The organism is Bradyrhizobium sp. BRP56 (assembly GCF_020194035.1).
Lineage (GTDB): Bacteria > Pseudomonadota > Alphaproteobacteria > Rhizobiales > Xanthobacteraceae > Bradyrhizobium > Bradyrhizobium australafricanum.
Genome location: NZ_JADYVV010000051.1, coordinates 1 through 15,561 on the forward strand (window position 1 = coordinate 1; position 15,561 = coordinate 15,561).

16 protein-coding genes and 1 pseudogene are annotated in these 15,561 nt (G+C 65.0%); 7 read left to right on the plus strand and 10 right to left on the minus strand.

Translation table 11 applies throughout. From position 1 onward, the window contains the following. Nucleotides 1-187 (plus strand): annotated as a pseudogene (locus tag I6F38_RS29600) (transposase); the annotation flags it as partial. A 54-nt stretch (nt 188-241) separates the two neighbouring features. Here the strand turns inward: I6F38_RS29600 and I6F38_RS29605 are convergent. Next, the gene (locus I6F38_RS29605) at nt 242-1,738 is read right to left on the minus strand and encodes an aldehyde dehydrogenase family protein (protein WP_225162872.1); all 1,497 of its coding nucleotides are present in this window, start codon (nt 1,736-1,738) and stop codon (nt 242-244) included. A 193-nt stretch (nt 1,739-1,931) separates the two neighbouring features. On the opposite strand from I6F38_RS29605, the gene I6F38_RS29610 reads away from it, so the two are divergent. Then, nucleotides 1,932-2,783 (plus strand): SDR family NAD(P)-dependent oxidoreductase, encoded by an 852-nt coding sequence (locus I6F38_RS29610; protein ID WP_225162873.1) that lies wholly within the window; start codon nt 1,932-1,934, stop codon nt 2,781-2,783. Nucleotides 2,784-3,102: 319 nt separating this feature from the next. Here the strand turns inward: I6F38_RS29610 and I6F38_RS29615 are convergent, their stop codons facing one another. Then, entirely contained in the window at nt 3,103-3,483 is a 381-nt protein-coding gene (locus tag I6F38_RS29615) for a hypothetical protein (protein ID WP_225162874.1), read from the minus strand. Nucleotides 3,484-3,812: 329 nt separating this feature from the next. On the opposite strand from I6F38_RS29615, the gene I6F38_RS29620 reads away from it, so the two are divergent. Together I6F38_RS29620 and I6F38_RS29625 are read left to right on the plus strand one after the other, a co-directional pair. Next, complete coding sequence (locus I6F38_RS29620; RefSeq protein WP_225162875.1) at nt 3,813-5,222, plus strand: aldehyde dehydrogenase family protein; 1,410 nt, start codon at nt 3,813-3,815, stop codon at nt 5,220-5,222. 71 nt (nt 5,223-5,293) lie between these two features. Further along, nucleotides 5,294-5,869 carry a DUF2478 domain-containing protein gene (locus I6F38_RS29625; RefSeq protein ID WP_225162876.1) on the plus strand — a complete coding sequence of 192 codons (576 nt, stop codon included), beginning with the start codon at nt 5,294-5,296 and terminating at the stop codon, nt 5,867-5,869. Nucleotides 5,870-6,024: 155 nt separating this feature from the next. On the opposite strand, the gene I6F38_RS29630 is transcribed toward I6F38_RS29625, so the two are convergent. From I6F38_RS29630 to I6F38_RS29665, 8 genes are all read right to left on the minus strand, one after another. Continuing rightward, nucleotides 6,025-6,231 carry a hypothetical protein gene (locus tag I6F38_RS29630; RefSeq protein WP_225162923.1) on the minus strand — a complete coding sequence of 69 codons (207 nt, stop codon included), beginning with the start codon at nt 6,229-6,231 and terminating at the stop codon, nt 6,025-6,027. Nucleotides 6,232-6,313: 82 nt separating this feature from the next. Continuing rightward, the gene (locus I6F38_RS29635) at nt 6,314-7,309 is read right to left on the minus strand and encodes a hypothetical protein (RefSeq protein ID WP_225162877.1); all 996 of its coding nucleotides are present in this window, start codon (nt 7,307-7,309) and stop codon (nt 6,314-6,316) included. Next, nucleotides 7,306-8,427 (minus strand): GNAT family N-acetyltransferase, encoded by a 1,122-nt coding sequence (locus I6F38_RS29640; RefSeq protein WP_225162878.1) that lies wholly within the window; start codon nt 8,425-8,427, stop codon nt 7,306-7,308. The genes I6F38_RS29635 and I6F38_RS29640 overlap by 4 nt, the downstream gene beginning before the upstream one ends. Beyond that, complete coding sequence (locus tag I6F38_RS29645) at nt 8,424-9,623, minus strand: hypothetical protein (RefSeq protein ID WP_225162879.1); 1,200 nt, start codon at nt 9,621-9,623, stop codon at nt 8,424-8,426. The genes I6F38_RS29640 and I6F38_RS29645 overlap by 4 nt, the downstream gene beginning before the upstream one ends. Next, a complete protein-coding gene (locus I6F38_RS29650; RefSeq protein ID WP_225162880.1) occupies nt 9,620-10,495 on the minus strand; it encodes a ThiF family adenylyltransferase in 876 nt (291 codons plus the stop codon). The genes I6F38_RS29645 and I6F38_RS29650 overlap by 4 nt, the downstream gene beginning before the upstream one ends. Continuing rightward, the gene (locus I6F38_RS29655) at nt 10,492-11,571 is read right to left on the minus strand and encodes a hypothetical protein (RefSeq protein ID WP_225162881.1); all 1,080 of its coding nucleotides are present in this window, start codon (nt 11,569-11,571) and stop codon (nt 10,492-10,494) included. Before I6F38_RS29655 ends, I6F38_RS29650 begins: the two co-directional genes overlap by 4 nt. Before the next feature lie 299 nt (nt 11,572-11,870). Then, complete coding sequence (locus I6F38_RS29660) at nt 11,871-12,146, minus strand: YiaA/YiaB family inner membrane protein (RefSeq protein WP_038384293.1); 276 nt, start codon at nt 12,144-12,146, stop codon at nt 11,871-11,873. 69 nt (nt 12,147-12,215) lie between these two features. Beyond that, on the minus strand, nt 12,216-12,911 hold the full coding sequence (locus I6F38_RS29665; protein ID WP_225162882.1) for a PspA/IM30 family protein: 696 nt from the start codon (nt 12,909-12,911) through the stop codon (nt 12,216-12,218). A gap of 112 nt (nt 12,912-13,023) precedes the next feature. Here I6F38_RS29665 and I6F38_RS29670 point away from each other — a divergent pair, with 112 nt between their 5' ends. From I6F38_RS29670 to I6F38_RS29680, 3 genes are all read left to right on the plus strand, one after another. Further along, nucleotides 13,024-13,632, plus strand: a complete 609-nt coding sequence (locus I6F38_RS29670) for a TetR-like C-terminal domain-containing protein (RefSeq protein WP_050385268.1) — start codon at nt 13,024-13,026, stop codon at nt 13,630-13,632. 299 nt (nt 13,633-13,931) lie between these two features. Beyond that, nucleotides 13,932-14,141, plus strand: a complete 210-nt coding sequence (locus I6F38_RS29675; RefSeq protein WP_225162883.1) for a cold-shock protein — start codon at nt 13,932-13,934, stop codon at nt 14,139-14,141. Nucleotides 14,142-14,373: 232 nt separating this feature from the next. Continuing rightward, nucleotides 14,374-15,507 carry an acyl-CoA desaturase gene (locus tag I6F38_RS29680; RefSeq protein WP_225162924.1) on the plus strand — a complete coding sequence of 378 codons (1,134 nt, stop codon included), beginning with the start codon at nt 14,374-14,376 and terminating at the stop codon, nt 15,505-15,507. Nucleotides 15,508-15,561 lie beyond the last annotated feature (54 nt).

Consider the following 15,561-nt stretch of genomic DNA (forward strand, 5'->3'; position numbering starts at 1 on the left):
AGGCAAAACCGCGCGCCAACAGAACCCGCATTCAAAGGGATCGCTCGCCTTCGCCGCATGGGTCATCGCTCGTCTTGGCGGCTGGACCGGTTACTATGACAAACCCGGCCCAAAAACCATGCGCCGGGGCCTCGACGACTTCCAGCGCATCAAATACGGCTCGACCCTGAGACTCCAAAATGTGTGAATCGGAGAGCCGCAGGCGGGGAGAGGTGAGCAAGATGCGGTCGAACCGAACGATCTAGCCGGTCTTGATCCAGACCGCCTTGACGTTGAGATATTCCTCGACGTGCTGCTTGCCGGACTCGCGGCCGTAGCCGCTCATCTTGTAGCCGCCGAACGGCACCGCCGGATCCATCGCCTGGTAGCAATTGACCCAGACCGAGCCGGCACGTAGCGCCTTGGCGACCTGGTGCGCCTTGCTGACATTGGTGGTCCAGACGCCCGAACCGAGGCCGAAGGTGGTGGCGTTGGCGCGCTTGATCAGTTCGTCCGGATCCTTGAACGAGATCGCCGAGATCACCGGGCCGAAGATCTCCTCCTGCGCAATGCGCATGTTGTCCTGCACATTGGCGAACACGGTCGGCTGCACGAAATAGCCCTTCGACAGCGCGCCCTCGGTGAGGCGGCCGCCGCCGGCAAGCGCCTTGGCGCCTTCCTTCTGGCCGATGTCGAGATAGCCCGACACGCGGTCCATCTGCTGCTGCGACACCAGGGGACCAATCTGGGTGTTGGGGTCGAGGCCGTTGCCGACCTGCAGCTTCCTGCCGAACTCAGCGACGCGGCCGACGAATTCGTCATAGACCTTCTGCTCGACGAACAGCCGCGTGCCGGCGCTGCAGATCTGGCCCGAATTGGCGAACACCGCCATCGCCGCGCCCGGCACCGCGGCGTCGAGATCGGCGTCGGCGAACACGATGTCCGGCGATTTGCCGCCGAGCTCGAGCGAGACGCGCTTGAGGTTGCCGGCCGAGGCACGAATGATCGACTGGCCCGTGACGTGCGATCCGGTGAAGGCGACCTTGTCGACATCCGGATGCGAGGCGAGCGCGGCGCCCGCGGTCTCGCCATAGCCCGGCACGACGTTGACGACGCCGGGCGGAATGCCGGCCTCCATGCAGAGCTCGCCGATGCGCAGCGAGGTCAGCGGCGATTCCTCGGCCGGCTTCAGCACCACGGTGCAGCCGGTCGCGATCGCCGGGCCGATCTTCCAGATCGAGGCGGTCAGCGGCCCGTTCCAGGGAATGATGGCGCCGACCACGCCGATCGGCTCCTTCAGCGTGTAGGAGAAGATCTCGCCGGGCAACGAGTTCTCGATGGTCTCGCCATGGATGGCGGGCGCCTGGCCGGCATAGTAGCGCAGCATGCCGAGCGCGCGCAGGCGGTTGCCGCGGGTCCGGCTGATCGGGGCGCCCATGTCGAGCGTGTCGAGCTGGGACAGTTCCTCGAAATTGGCTTCGACGAGTTCGGCGAGCTTGAGCAGCATGTTCTGCCGCTCGAACGGCTTCACCTTGCTCCAGGGGCCTTCGAACGCGCGGCGCGCCGCCGCGACCGCACGGTTGATGTCCTCGGCATCGCCCTCGGCGACCGATGCGAGCAGCTCGCCGGTCGCGGGATTATGCGTCTCGAATTTCTTGCCGGAGGCGGCGTCGACCCATTTGCCGTCGATCAGCATCTTCTTGTAGGAGCCATCGGCATAAGGATGGCGCGTGATCGGAATAGCCTGCGAAACAGCCATATTTGCACTCCCTGTAAAATGTCGGCTGAGGTCTTTTGGAAGCGTTATATCCCGAATTCTACAGCGCGAACGCGAAACCGTAAAGCCGAGCCGGCGTTGATCAGGGGCGGCGCGCACGAAAACCTCCCATGCGCGCGCGTGCATGGTACGATAGCGACTGAACCTCAGCCACACATGTGTCCGGAGACCACCGATGCCCCACCCCGTGATATCAACCAATCATGTTGCCGTGATCACCGGCGGTGCGTCCGGCATCGGGCTTGCCGCCGCATTGCGGTTCGCGCAGGCCGGCATGAAGGTCTGCATCGCCGACCTCGGCGACGACCGGCTGAAGGATGCTGCGACAAAACTGTCATCTGCGGCGCCGGACGGCGCGGCTGATATCATGACGGCGGCGGTCGATGTCAGCCGCGCCGACGAGGTGGCAGGCCTGGAGGCCGCGGTCGCGAAGAAGTTCGGCGGCACCGACATCCTGATGAACAATGCCGGCATCCAGCCCGGCAGTGCGATGTTCGGGCCCGCGGACAATTGGCAGCGCATCCTCGGCGTCAATTTGTGGGGCGTGATCAACGGCACCCAGGCGTTCGCGCCCAACATGATCAAGCGCGGCCGGCCGGGATTGATCATCAACACCGGCTCCAAGCAGGGCATCACCACGCCGCCGGGCGATCCCGCCTACAACGTCTCCAAGGCCGGCGTGAAGGCATTCACCGAAGCGCTGCAGCACGAGCTGCGCAACACCGACGGCCGCAAGATCACGGCGCATCTCCTGATCCCGGGCTTCGTCTTCACCGGGCTGACCGCCCGCGGCCGCACCGAGAAGCCGGCCGGCGCGTGGACTGCGGAGCAGACCGTCGACTTCATGATCGAACGCCTCGAAGCCGGCGACTTCTACATCCTCTGCCCCGACAACGACGTGCCGCGCGCGCTCGACGAACGCCGCATCCTGTGGGCCGCCGGCGACATCGTCGAGAACCGCCCGCCGCTGTCGCGCTGGCATCCGGATTACGGCGATGCGTTCGCCGCGTTCGTGAAGGGGAAGTGAGCCGCGGGGAATCGTAGGATGGGTAGAGCAAAGCGAAACCCATCATCTCTCCCGCGGCCAGCTATTTGATGGGTATCGCTTCGCTCCACCCATCCTACGCGGCTATTTATCCCGTCACCCTGAGGAGCGCGAAGCGCGTCTCGAAGGGTCGACGGCCCGACTGGGGCCGATTCATCCTTCGAGACGCCGCTTCGCGGCTCCTCAGGATGACGGTGATAGTCCGGGGCGTGGGTTGGCCGAGCGTAACCCACCTCTTCTCCCGCCGCGGCACAATTGGTGGGTTACGCCTTCGGCTAACCCACCCTACGAAGCTACGATCTTAATTCGCGCGCATCTGCACCCTTGTCACCGGCTGCGCCGCCAGTGCCTCGCCGAGCTCGCTCTGCTGGGCGCGCGGAATCGAGAAGCAGACGCTGAAGCCGTCCGTGGTCTTGAGCGTCATCATGCCCTGCGCCGGATCGGTCGACTGCTCGATCACCCAGGAATCCAGCGGATAGGCGTAGCGCAAGGTCTGGTCGCCGAAGCGGGTCTGCAGCGCCTTGCTGATCAGCCCGGGCAAGGTCATGACCAGCGCGCCGACCTGGTTGATCGACAGGCGGATGGTTGCGGGCTCGCCCTTGCCGTCCACGAAGCCAAGCGAAATGGCGCAGCCATCGGACGCGACTTCGCAGGTGGTGAGCTCCTGGGTTTCGATCTGCATGCCGGCACTCCGGATCATCGTTATATTCCATTCAATATATCGCGAAGACGACCAGCGTCCAGCCCTTAAAATTATAGCCGCGGCAGCCATCGGCAGAGCCGCGCGCGGCATTAGAATCTATTGAAGCCAGCGGTGCCCCGATTGACGCCGCGCGGGCAACCGCGAATAAATCGGCACGAAGCTCAGGCTGATTTTTCTTCACGATTCTCCAGAGAATTCATTCAATTCGGCAGTGCCGCGCGCGTGCCCTGAATGGCCGTGGCGTCGACGCCGCAGCCGTGATATACATATGAATATAGCGAGGTCCACGACCAGGGAGAGCAAGGCCAATGAGTGATTACAAGCTTCTCATCGACGGCAAGATGGTACCCGGCGACCAGACCATGCCGGTGCTCAATCCGGCGACCGAAGAGGTGGTGGCGCAATGCCCGCGCGCCTCCAGGGAACAGCTCGACAAGGCCGTCGCCGCCGCGAAGGCCGCCTATCCGGCCTGGGCCGCCACGCCGATCGAGGAGCGTCGCAAGCTCATCATCAAGATAGCCGAGGTGATCGAGACCAACGCCAACGAGCTCGCGCATATCCTCACCAGCGAACAGGGCAAGCCGCTCGCCGATGCCACCGGCGAGGTGATGGGCATGGCCGGCTTCTTCTGCTATCTCGGCTCGCTCGAACTGCCGATGCGCGTGATCGAGAATTCCGGCGACCGCAAGGTCGAGGCCTATCGCCGTCCGCTCGGCGTGGTCGGCGCGATCATTCCCTGGAACTATCCGCTGCTGATCCTGGCGTTCAAGCTGCCGTCGGCACTGCTCGCCGGCAATACGCTGGTGGTGAAGCCTGCGCCGACCACGCCGCTGGCCTCGCTGCGCTTTGCCGAACTGGTCAAGGACATCCTGCCGAAGGGCGTGCTCAACTTCATCGCCGATGCCAACGATCTCGGCGACCACATGACCAAGCACCCCGACATCCGCAAGATCTCCTTCACCGGCTCGACCGCGACCGGCCAGAAGGTGATGGCGAGCGCATCGCAGACCTTGAAGCGGATCACGCTCGAGCTCGGCGGCAACGATGCCGGCATCGTGCTCGACGACGTCGATCCGAAGAAGGTCGCGCCCGGGATCTTCGAGGGCGCGTTCCAGAACTCCGGCCAGGTCTGCCTCGCCATCAAGCGGCTCTACGTGCACGAGTCGGTCTATGACGAGATCTGCAACGAGCTGGTCGCGATCGCGAAGAACACCGTGGTCGACGACGGCTCCAAGCAGGGAACGAAACTCGGGCCGCTGCAGAACAAGATGCAGTACGAGAAGGTCAAGGCGTTCCTCGACGACGCCCGCAAGAACGGCAATGTGATCGCCGGCGGCGCCGCGATGGACCGCCCCGGCTATTTCATCGAGCCGACCATCGTGCGCGACATCAAGGAAGGCTCCAAACTGGTCGACGAGGAGCAGTTCGGTCCGGTGCTGCCTGTCATCAAGTACTCCGACAAGGACGATGTGATCCGCCGCGCCAATGCCACCACCTACGGCCTCGGCGCATCGGTCTGGTCGTCCGACATCAAGCGCGCGCACGAGATCGCGACCCGGATCGAGGCCGGCACGGTGTGGATCAACAAGCACCTCGACATGGCCCCGAACATTCCGTTCGGCGGCGCCAAGCAGTCGGGCATCGGCACCGAATTCGCCGAGGAAGGCCTTGCCGAGTTCACCCAGCTGCAGATCATCAACGGCCCGCCGGCCGCCTGATCCATCAACATGCGGCCGCGACGCCTCGGTGCCGCGGTCGCCCATCCCCTCCATAACGAACAGAGCCCGTCATGTTCGACGCCCAATGCGACCTTGCCGCCCTGGTCTATGATGCCAATGACGATCCCGATGCCATCCTGCGCGACTTCGCTGCCGATCTGAGAGCACGCGGCGCACGCGTGGTCGGCATGGTGCAATCAGGCCAGTGTGCGGACTCCACCCTGTCGGCCGTGCTGGTGCATAGCGGCGAGACGCTGCTGCTGGCGCAACCGCCGAGCCGAACTCCTGCGAGTCCCGGCGCGACCGGTTGCAAGCTCGATCTGTCGCGGCTGCAGGCCGCCGGCATCCGCGTCGCCGACGCGCTCGCCGGAGGCGCCGATCTCGTCATCGTCAATCGATTTGGCAAGCGGGAACGCGACGGCAAGGGGCTCGGCTTTGTGATCGAGCGCGCGCTCGGCGCCGACATCCCCGTCGTGATCGCGGTGTCGCGCGCGAGCTTTGCGGACTGGATCACGTTCGCCGGCGGGATGAGCGTGAAGCTCGCCTGCGACCGCCACGCGCTCGACGCCTGGTGGCACAGCGTCTCGCTGCGCGCCGCGGCCCGGATCGCGCCGGATCACGTCACGGTCTGCGAAGTATTCAAGTAGACCTGCTTCGTAGGATGGGTGGAGCGCAGCGATACCCGTCATCCTGAGGAGCGCGCTCTCGCGCGCGTCTCGAAGGATGCACGGCCCGGCCGGTGGCCGTCGATCCTTCGAGACGCCGCTTCGCGGCTCCTCAGGATGACGGGAGGGCGGCTCGCCTACAGCGTTTCCTGCTTGTAGTCACAGTTCTTGCAGGTGAATTTGACGCGGGACTGGCCCTTTTCCGCCTGCACCCGGTTCGGCGCACCGCATTTGCCGCAAACGGCCTCGATCCGGGTCGTGCCCTGCTTGATGACCAAGTTCCGCTTTTCCATGGTCTCGCGGATGAGGCGTTCGGCCTCCTCGCGCAGCGATTGCTTCGACATCATCTCCACCGGTCGTTGGTTAGCGGGCGGCGTCATAGCACGACCGCGTGAAGTTTTGACAGCGGGGATTGCAGCTTAATTTTCAGACAATGAGCCGGTCAACCGGCAACCGGAAATGCCGCGGTTTGATCGGTTTTGATGGCCGGCCGATGCGGAACACGTTGACGAGGCGCAGATCGGCGCCGATTTTGCCGAGCTTTCGCAGCCGGTCGTTGAAGTCAGGATGATCTGATAGCGCCGAAATCGGGCACGCCGCGAAACCGGCGCGATCGATCTCCAGCCATGCGCGGTAGAAATGCCGACCGGTCGTGAGTGGATCCTCACCGACGGGACGGCAAAACAGCACGATCGCCGATGCCGACGCGGTCTTGGCGCCGTCGGCAAGCAACGACGCGGCGAGGCCGAAACGATCGAGCGGCTTGAACAGGGTGCCGAGCACGTAGCGCGCGGCAGTGGCCTCGACCACATTCATGGCCAGCGCATCACGGTTGAGCCCGTCGAGCAGATAGTGCGGATGGCCGGGCGACAGCCGCATCCATGCGAGCAGCTCGGCCCGGTAGTCGTCACCGCGGACAAAGGAGAATTCGGCCCGATCGGCCCAGCCGGCGATATCGGCAATCGCCCGGCGATCGCCAATGCAGATCACATCGTCGCGCGCGGCAGCTAGCTGCGCCAGCGCCGCCGCATCGTCCGGCGATGCCGCGAACTTGCCGCGCCACGACATGCGGCGTGCCACGAGGTCCGCCAGCGGATCGGGCTCGGCTCCTTGCTTGATCGCAAAAGAGCAGAGCACGGCAAATTGCGGCGACAGCGGCTGCTCGAGCGTGGTGATGCCCGTGATTGCGAAGCCGCGGCGATTGAGCGCGAGGCTCATGCCCTCCAGCGCCGCGCCGTGCGACACCAGAACGTCATGCCCCGCGGGGTCGGCGACCGGCGCGCGCACGCCGGTCGCATCGACCAGCGCCAGCCGCCCGTCGCCGAGCAGGCGCCAGCGGGTCGGCTGGATGTTGTGGACGCTCGGCGCCAGCCGCGCCTCCGCGACCACCTCGCGCAGCAGATCCGGCGTCAGCGCGCTCATGCCGCGGCCAGCCGCTTGGTGAACAGATGCAGCCGGTGCAGCGGCCTTGCGCCGACCTTCTCGACCTGGCGCAGCGACGGACCGTTGATATCGGCGATCCAGGTGCCGCCCAGCGTGCGGTAGCCGGCCTCCTGCAACGCCAGCGCGGTGCGGTAGAGCATCGCGCCGTTGAGGCCGCGATTGTGCAGGTCGCGGCAGACCGACTGATAGATCAGCACCGCGCGCCTGTTCATCACGCGGTGCTGCACGAATTTGAACGGCGCTGACAGCCCGACCCGGCCGTCGATCGCCTTGATCAGCGGATTGAGGTCGGGGATCGCGATGATCGCGCCGGCGGGCCGGCCGCGGTGATAGACCACGGTCGAAATCCGCTTGTCGATGATCCACATCATGTCGCCGGCCTGGAACAGATATTCGGCGGCGGTCGGCGGCACGAACATCGGATTGTCGGCAAAGCCGTCATTGAGGATCAGCCGCGCGTCCTCCAGCCGCACCTTGAAGGCGGAACGCTTGATCGGCTGCCAGACGAAATCCGGGTCAGTGAGCACGGCCCGCTGCTTGTCGCCGAGCAATTGCTCCGGCTTGCCGCCGTCGAGCGCGATCTCGAACGTCGTCATCGGGAAGCTCGCGGCATAGCCGGCGCGTTCGAGATGTTGTGCAATGTGCGGCGGCGACCACATCATGTCGGTGAACGGCGCATGGTCGAACCCGTCGGTCATCACGCCGATCTGCTGCATCGCGGTGAGATTGAAATTGCCGGCGACGCAGCTCATGCCGCGCGCCGCCAGCCATTGCTCGGCGGCACGCAGCAGCGCATCGGCCACCTCGACGTCGTCGATGCAGTCGAAGAAGCCGAATGCACCATGACGGGTGCCGTGCTTGCGGTTGGACGCGTCGTGGATCGAGGCGGCGATGCGGCCGACCGGCCGTCCATCGCGATGCGCGGAGAACAGCGCATAGCGGCCGTGGCCTTCGGTGACGAACGGGTTCTTCGCCGGATCGAACATCCGGTCGAAATCGCTCCACAGCGGCGGCACGTAGAGGCTGTCGGATCCATAGGCATTGAGCGCGGCGTCGAATGCCGCCCTGCGGTCGCCCTCGCGGATCTCTGATGTCATTTGGCCTCCGGGGTCAACGCCAGCAGCCGGCGCACCAGCGCCAGCGCGGTTTCAGTGGCGGGGTCGGCCGCGGTGACGGGCACCGCGAGCACGATCAGGTCGAGCGGATCGTGTCCGAGCACGATGACATGGGAGGCGTTGTTGGCCGCGATCAGCGACACGATGCGCTCGGCCGCGGGATCGGTCGGCGCCAGTCCCCACGGCGCGTCGGACCGCCGCAGCACACGCCGTGTCGACAGGAAGTCGTGCAGCAGCGGCGGATCGTAGAGCGCGAGCTCGTTCTCGCGGAAGCGCCGCGCGCTTTCGAAGATCGGATGCCGCGCCAACTCGGCGATCAACTGCTCCCTTGTCTGCGCCGGCGATGCCGCGACTGAGTTGAGCACGCCCGGCTCCTGCGATTCGAACAGCGCCCGCAGCGCGTCCGTCATCAACCCGATGGTCAGGACGCCGGCGATCGCAACCGCGACGAAACGGATCATCTGCGCGGCGTCGACGTCGGGCGCCATGAAGGCAGCGGCGAGACCCAAGAGGCCCGACGAGATCAGCCGCAGCGCCATCATCGCAAGGCCGTGCCGGCGCGTCTCGGCGCCGCCGCCGGCGATCAGCATCACGGTCACGGTGAGCAGCGCGCCCAGCGCGCCGAGCCGCACAGGGATATCGGGAAACAGGGTGCGGAAATCGGTCAGGATGAACGGGATCACGACCAGCGCACCGACCGCCATGCGGCCGATGCTGCGGTTCTCCGCTGCCATCAGCGCGGCGCGATCGCGCGTTGCCAGCAGCAGCGCGCAAGTGGCGAAGCCCAGCAGCTGGAACAGCGCCAGCGCGATCGCGTAAGGCATCGCCAGCCGTTGCAGTCCGAACAGGCCGCCAAGCCCGAGCAGGATGGCGCCCGCGAGCGCCGCGATCTTGACCGCGCGCGGCGCGTGGCGCCGCAAAATGCCTTCGGTGACGATCAGGGCGCCGAGCGGGACCAGCGAGGCCGGGATCACCGAGAGGCGGTCGAGCAGGCGGCTTCCGGTCCACCAGGCAAGGCCGCGGTCGAGGAACAGGATCGCGATCACGCCGAGCGCGAGCAGCAGGCGGCGCGTCAACGGGCTCCTTGGATCGCGCCGGTAGAACGTCATCATCGCCACGGCGAGCCCAATGGCGCCGCACAGATTGACGATGGAATCGGCGATCACCCCGGAGGTCATTTGCCGCCCGTCAGGTCATCGATGGCCCGGCGCACCAGCGGACGCATCAGGGCGGCGACCAGCGCATTGCGCGGCTTCTCGATCGCGGGCCGGTGCGGGTTGAGAAACCAGCCGCGACAATCGGTGCCGGAGGTGCGGCCGAGGATCAGCGCGACCGCCTCATAGGCCATCAGCATGCCGGTCGAGATCACCATCGGCGCAAACGACATCCGGCTGCGGCGGCCGGCGGCGACTTCGCCGGCGATGGCGAGGTCGACATAGTTGCGCGACGAGGAATGCAGCATCACGTGCTCGATCTCGGCGCGCATCGCGGCGCGGCGGTCGTCCTCGGTGATATCGGTCCAGTCCTTGCCAAGCGTCGGAAAGCCGAGGCGCTGCTCGGGCCGCGGATCGTGCGGGCGCACCACGATCACCGACGGCAGCGGCGACATGTAGGCGTCGATCACGGTTGCATCGGCGCGCTTCGCGGTCCGGTACAGATGAACGCCGGCAGCGATATCGTCCATGCCGTTGACGATGACCGGGCACTGCGCGGCGATCCCTGCCAGCTCGCTGGTCCAGTTCTCGCCAAGCACCTCGATCTCGATGGTCGGATTGATGCGCCTCGCGGCTTCCGCGGCAACCGCCGCCTTCTCGCGCCCGACCTCGTCGGCGAAGGCGAACACCTGGCGGTTGAGGTTGGAGACCTCGAAACGATCGATGTCGGCGATCACGAATTTGCCGACGCCGGCGCGCGCCAGCGCCATGAAGGCCGCGCCGCCCATGCCGCCGACGCCGCAGACAAACACCCGCGCCTGACGCAGCAGCTGCTGCTCGTGCTCGTCGATGAAGCCGATATTGCGGCCGGTGAAGGAGTAGTAGTCAAAATTCATCGCGCGGCCCCGCTATCCTGCTTGCGCGGACGCAGCGTGCCGAAGGCGCGGCTGTCGTCCATCCAGTAGACCACCGGCAGCACCAGCCGCTGCAGCGCCAGCATCGCGGACGCCGCGAGCAGCGACGGCAGCGAGCCCGAGGGCACCTCGCTCATGAGATAGCGGCGCGCGCCGGCAAGATCGACGCGGCCGAGCTGCAGCACGTCGTCGCCGCGCGCGTAGTCCAGCTCGCGCGCGCAGAACTCGTTGTAGACGGCATTGCGATGTTTCGGGGCGACCTCGAAGGTCTTCTTCAGCGCGTCCGAGCCGCCGGTATAGGCGTTGGTGATGACCGAGCGCGCCTCGTCGAAGCCGGCCTCGTCGCCGACGCCGAACACCGCGCGATGCCTTGCCATGATGCCGCGCGCCAATTGGAGATGCGCAAAGCTCTGTCGCGCGCCCGGCAGCGGCGACGGGTAGACGTCCGAGAACGTATCGCTGACCATGCCGACCACCGCCGGCACCTGGGTGACGTTGGAGATCCATTTCGGCCGCAGCCCGTCGCGGGCGAACAGCACCAGCGCGGTCAGGCCGTAGAGCACCCAGGACAGCCCCTGCCCGCGCACATCGGGATCGACCATGACGAGGCCGAGATGGGTGACTTCGGCCGGCTCGCCGTCGAGCGGCACGTCCATTACCGACAGCGCGTTGAAGGCGATCGGCCGCCCGGTGTCTTCCTCCGAGATCAGCGTGACGACGGCGCGCGACAGCCGCTCAGGTTCGCTGGAGAAGATGCCATAGGTCAGGCTCTCCTCGGGCAGCGTCTTGGCGGCGACGATGCGCAGCTGCTCGACCAGCGCGTCGAGCTCGTCCCTCGGCAGCGACAGACCGGGCGATTCGACGATGCGGGTGCGCTGGCCGGCCTGGGTGCGCAAGCTGAGATCGATGGTCGGCTGCGACAGCGCCTTCAGCCAGAAGCCGCCATGGCTGCGCAGACCGTCAAAGGCGGCGCGCGCCTTGCCAAGATGTTTGCCAAGGTTCTTGCCAAGGTTCTTGCTGCCGCGCGAAGCCGGCGTGGGATTGTCCGTGGACGCCATTTCTCTGTCCCTCGGGCGCGATCTCTGCACTCGCCCCTGTTAAGGAGCCATGAGCGCAACCTGACGCTGTTTGCCGCAGGGTAAACAAGGCCTTCCGGAAACGGAACAAGTTGGCCGTAAGCGGTCGGCGGCCTATCCACACCGTCATTGCGAGCGAAGCGACGCAATCCATGCTTCCGCAAGCTTGGTGACAATGGATTGCTTCGTCGCTAGCGCTCCTCGCAATGACGCGGGGCGAGACCCGTTCGCGACGAAAGCGGCGGGTGAAAAACCACCCGCCGCTTCGACTTGACTTCGGCTCACCCCGCCTTGGAGACCTCCATCAGCAGGCGCTCCGCCTTGGCGTCCTCGATGCGGTTCACGAACTTGCTGCTCTCGTAATTGTCGCGCACGGTCTTGGTCAGCGTGACGCAGGTCTGGATCAGCATCACGATGCCCATCGTGAGATAGCCCTTCATCCAGAGGTCGATCGGCAGGAAGAACACGCCGACGGCGACGAGGAAGGCGGAGGCTGCAAAGGACGCGTAGGTGAAGGTAACCCAGCTGCCGCTGTGGGGTTGGATGGTCTGGTTCATGGTAATCTCCTTAATGTTGCGAAGTTTGACGATGGTTCAATTGCAGACTTGAAGTTCAGGCTTGAGGTTTCAGGCAGCGGGCGGGCGCTTGGCTTTCAGCCGCGCCAGCACGTCGTCGGCGGTCGATTTCATGCGCGGGCCAAAACCCTGCTCGGCGAGTTTCTCGGCGGTGGCGAGCGGTCCCGCGGCGGCGTCGATCTCGATCAACGCCTCGTCGGCGGCCTGGATCTCCATCTGCCGCTCGCGCAGCCGCTTCAGCGTCGCCTCCGCTTCCGGCAGCGTCGATTCGTAGGGGCGCGCCGCCTCGATGCCGCTCCGGCGCAGCGAACGCACCGCTTCCGAGGCACGGGCGAGGCGCCGGCCGCGGTCGAGCTCGGCGATGCGCGCCTCGGCGTTGCCGACATGGCGCCTCAGCCGCGTGATCTCGGAGGCGAACAGCGCGCGTGCGGTCATCGCGGCATCGCGCTCGGCTTCGAGATTGGCGATCGCCTGCGCGGCTTCGCGGGCGAGGTCTTCCCGGCCGCCCTCGAGTGCCGCCGACGCGCGCTGTTCGAGATCGGCGATCCGGGCGTTGGTGGCGTCGAGCCGCCGGCCCTCCTGCTGGTCGCCGGCGATCGCCAGCGCCAGGGTCCGCTTCGAGCGGTCGACGGCGGCGGCGGCATCGCGCATCTGCTGGTCGAGAATGACCAGCGCTGTCCGGTCTTGCAGTTCCTCCTCCGCTGCTGCCACGCTGCCGCGGAAAAGAGTGAAAACAGTTTTGAACATTTCATCGCTCCCTGTTATGAGCATCGCTCATGAATCTCTTGTACCACATACTGAGCGTTGCTCAAGAATTATTTGAGCGTCGCTCAAGGTGATGGTTAACGAAGGATCAAAGATGTCCAAGGCATTGGAACGACGTGCAAAACTGCGGGAAGCGCTGATCGAGGCGGCGGAACGGGCGATTGCGGCAAAGGGTCTCGGTGGCCTGAAAACCCGCGAACTGGCCCAGGAAATCGGGGTCGCCAATGGCGGCGTCTACAATCTGGTCGAGGATGTCGACGAGCTGATCCTGCGCGTCGGCTCGCGCACGCTGGCGCGGCTCGATGCCTCGCTGTCGCTGGCCGAGATCGGCGGGGCTGCGGCGCCGCGCGAGATGCTGGTGCGGATCGCGGTCGCCTATTGCGACTTCGCCGCCGACAATCTCGAACTGTGGCGCGCGCTGTTCGAGCATCGCATGCAGCCCGGCAAGCCGGTGCCGGAATGGGCAATCACCGAGCAGATGGAATTGTTCCGCCACATCTACAAGCCGCTCGCTGCGCTGTTTCCGCAGCGTTCGCCGGCGCAGCTCGGCGTCACCGCGCGCAGCCTGTTCTCCGCCGTCCATGGCATGGTCGCGCTCGGGCTGGAGCACAAGCTGATCGCGGTGCCGATCGGCGCGCTGCGCAGCGAGATCGCAACCTTGACGCGCGCGATGGTCGACGGGCTGACGGCGAAGAAGGAATAGGCCACGTGGCCCCAAACCGCACGATGTCCCCCGCCATGCGGTCAGGCAAAGTTGCCGCAGAGCACCGTGAATTGCAGCTGTTGCCCCAGGGGGACGCAGCGGCCGAGGTCAGAAAAGGGGGAAAGCCACTTGCGGAATGACCGAACCGTAGCCATTTACCACGGATCGAGTTTCGGCCGAACGACTTGGCCTCGCCGCTAATAGCGTGCCTGACTGACGACCCTCACCCCCTGAACTTCGAATTCGCCTGCTGCGCTCGTGAGTGCGGCTCCAAACACGCATCTATAGGACGATTTTCCATGAGCATGGGAACTGTGAAGTGGTTCAACAGCCAGAAGGGTTTCGGCTTCATTCAGCCGGACCAGGGAGGCCAGGACGTTTTCGTTCATATCAGCGCAGTCGAACGCGCCGGCATGAGCACCCTCAACGAGGGACAGAAGGTCTCTTTTGAGATCGTTGCAGACCGCCGGACCGGCAAATCTGCTGCGGACAATCTGCGCGCGATGTAAGCTGCGACAATCGGCCATGATGCTTTGACCCCGGATGAACTGGCAAAGCCTCTGGTTACGCGACCCCGCGACCGGTCACCCGGCCGCGGGGTTCTCTTTGTCAACACCGCGCGCAATGCCCGCCAGGACCAGGACTTGAACCGTCCGCCGGCGAAACGGCCTGCGCATTGAAGCAGCTGAGGTCGCGAGCGTGTCCACCAATATCGATCCAGCTCGGCAGCACGACGACATCATGTACCCGCAGGTCCTCCCGTTTCTGCTGGTCCACGTGGGGTGTCTGGCGGCGATCTGGACGGGCGTCTCATGGCAAGCGACCGCAATTTGCGTCGCGCTATACTGGCTGCGCATGTTTGCGATCACCGCCGGCTATCATCGGTACTTCTCGCATCGGGCTTATTCAACGAGCAGGACGTTTCAATTCATCCTCGCATTTCTCGCCCAAAGCAGCGCTCAGAAAAGCGTCCTTTGGTGGGCCGCGAAACATCGACATCACCATCTTCATTCGGATACCGAGCAAGATGTGCATTCGCCGGGGCATAAGGGCTTCGCGTACAGTCATCTCGGGTGGATTTTTTATCGACAGCACGATGCAACTGATCTGACGAAAGTTGCGGATTTTGCCTCGTATCCGGAGTTGATGTGGCTTCACAGATTGGAGGTCTTGCCGGCGATCGTGGTCGCAGGTCTGTGCTTCCTCATCGCCGGATGGCCCGGACTCGTGGTCGGTTTCTTCTGGAGCACCGTGCTGCTGTATCACGCCACGTTTTGCATCAACTCCCTCGCGCATGTTCACGGGCGCAAGCGGTACGTTACGGGCGATGACTCCCGCAACAATTGGCTGCTGGCTCTGTTTACGATGGGTGAGGGTTGGCACAACAATCATCACGCCTACCAAAGCAGTGCGCGGCAAGGCTTCCGGTGGTGGGAGATTGATGTGACCTATTATGTTTTGGTGACTTTGTCCTTGCTCGGTATTGTCTGGGATCTGAAGGCGCCGCCCACGCAGGTTCTCCGCAACGAGCAGCGCTTGGGATCGCGTGTGATAAAGCGAACGGCTGAACAACTCGCTGGTCGCTTCAATCCCGAATACATCGCGCAGGCCATCAAATCGTCGGTCCACGAAACCGGATTGTCGGTGCGGGAAGCGCTTGTTCTGTTACAGCATCGCGCCGACTTGCATCTGCCCAGCATACCAACGCGCGACCGGTTGTTGGCTGAAGCCCAGGCCATGTTCGCGAAGACGAGTTCGTTGGACGACATTGTCGACCGTGCGCATGAACTCCTGGTGGAGTCGGTTTGCCTCCTGCTCGCCGTTCCACCTCGGATGGCCGGCGCAAACCCGAAACCTCAGGTGAGCCAACCGTAACATTTTGCCTTGGCCTTTTCCCAACCTCACGGCTCCATCGTGTAGGCGCGCCCG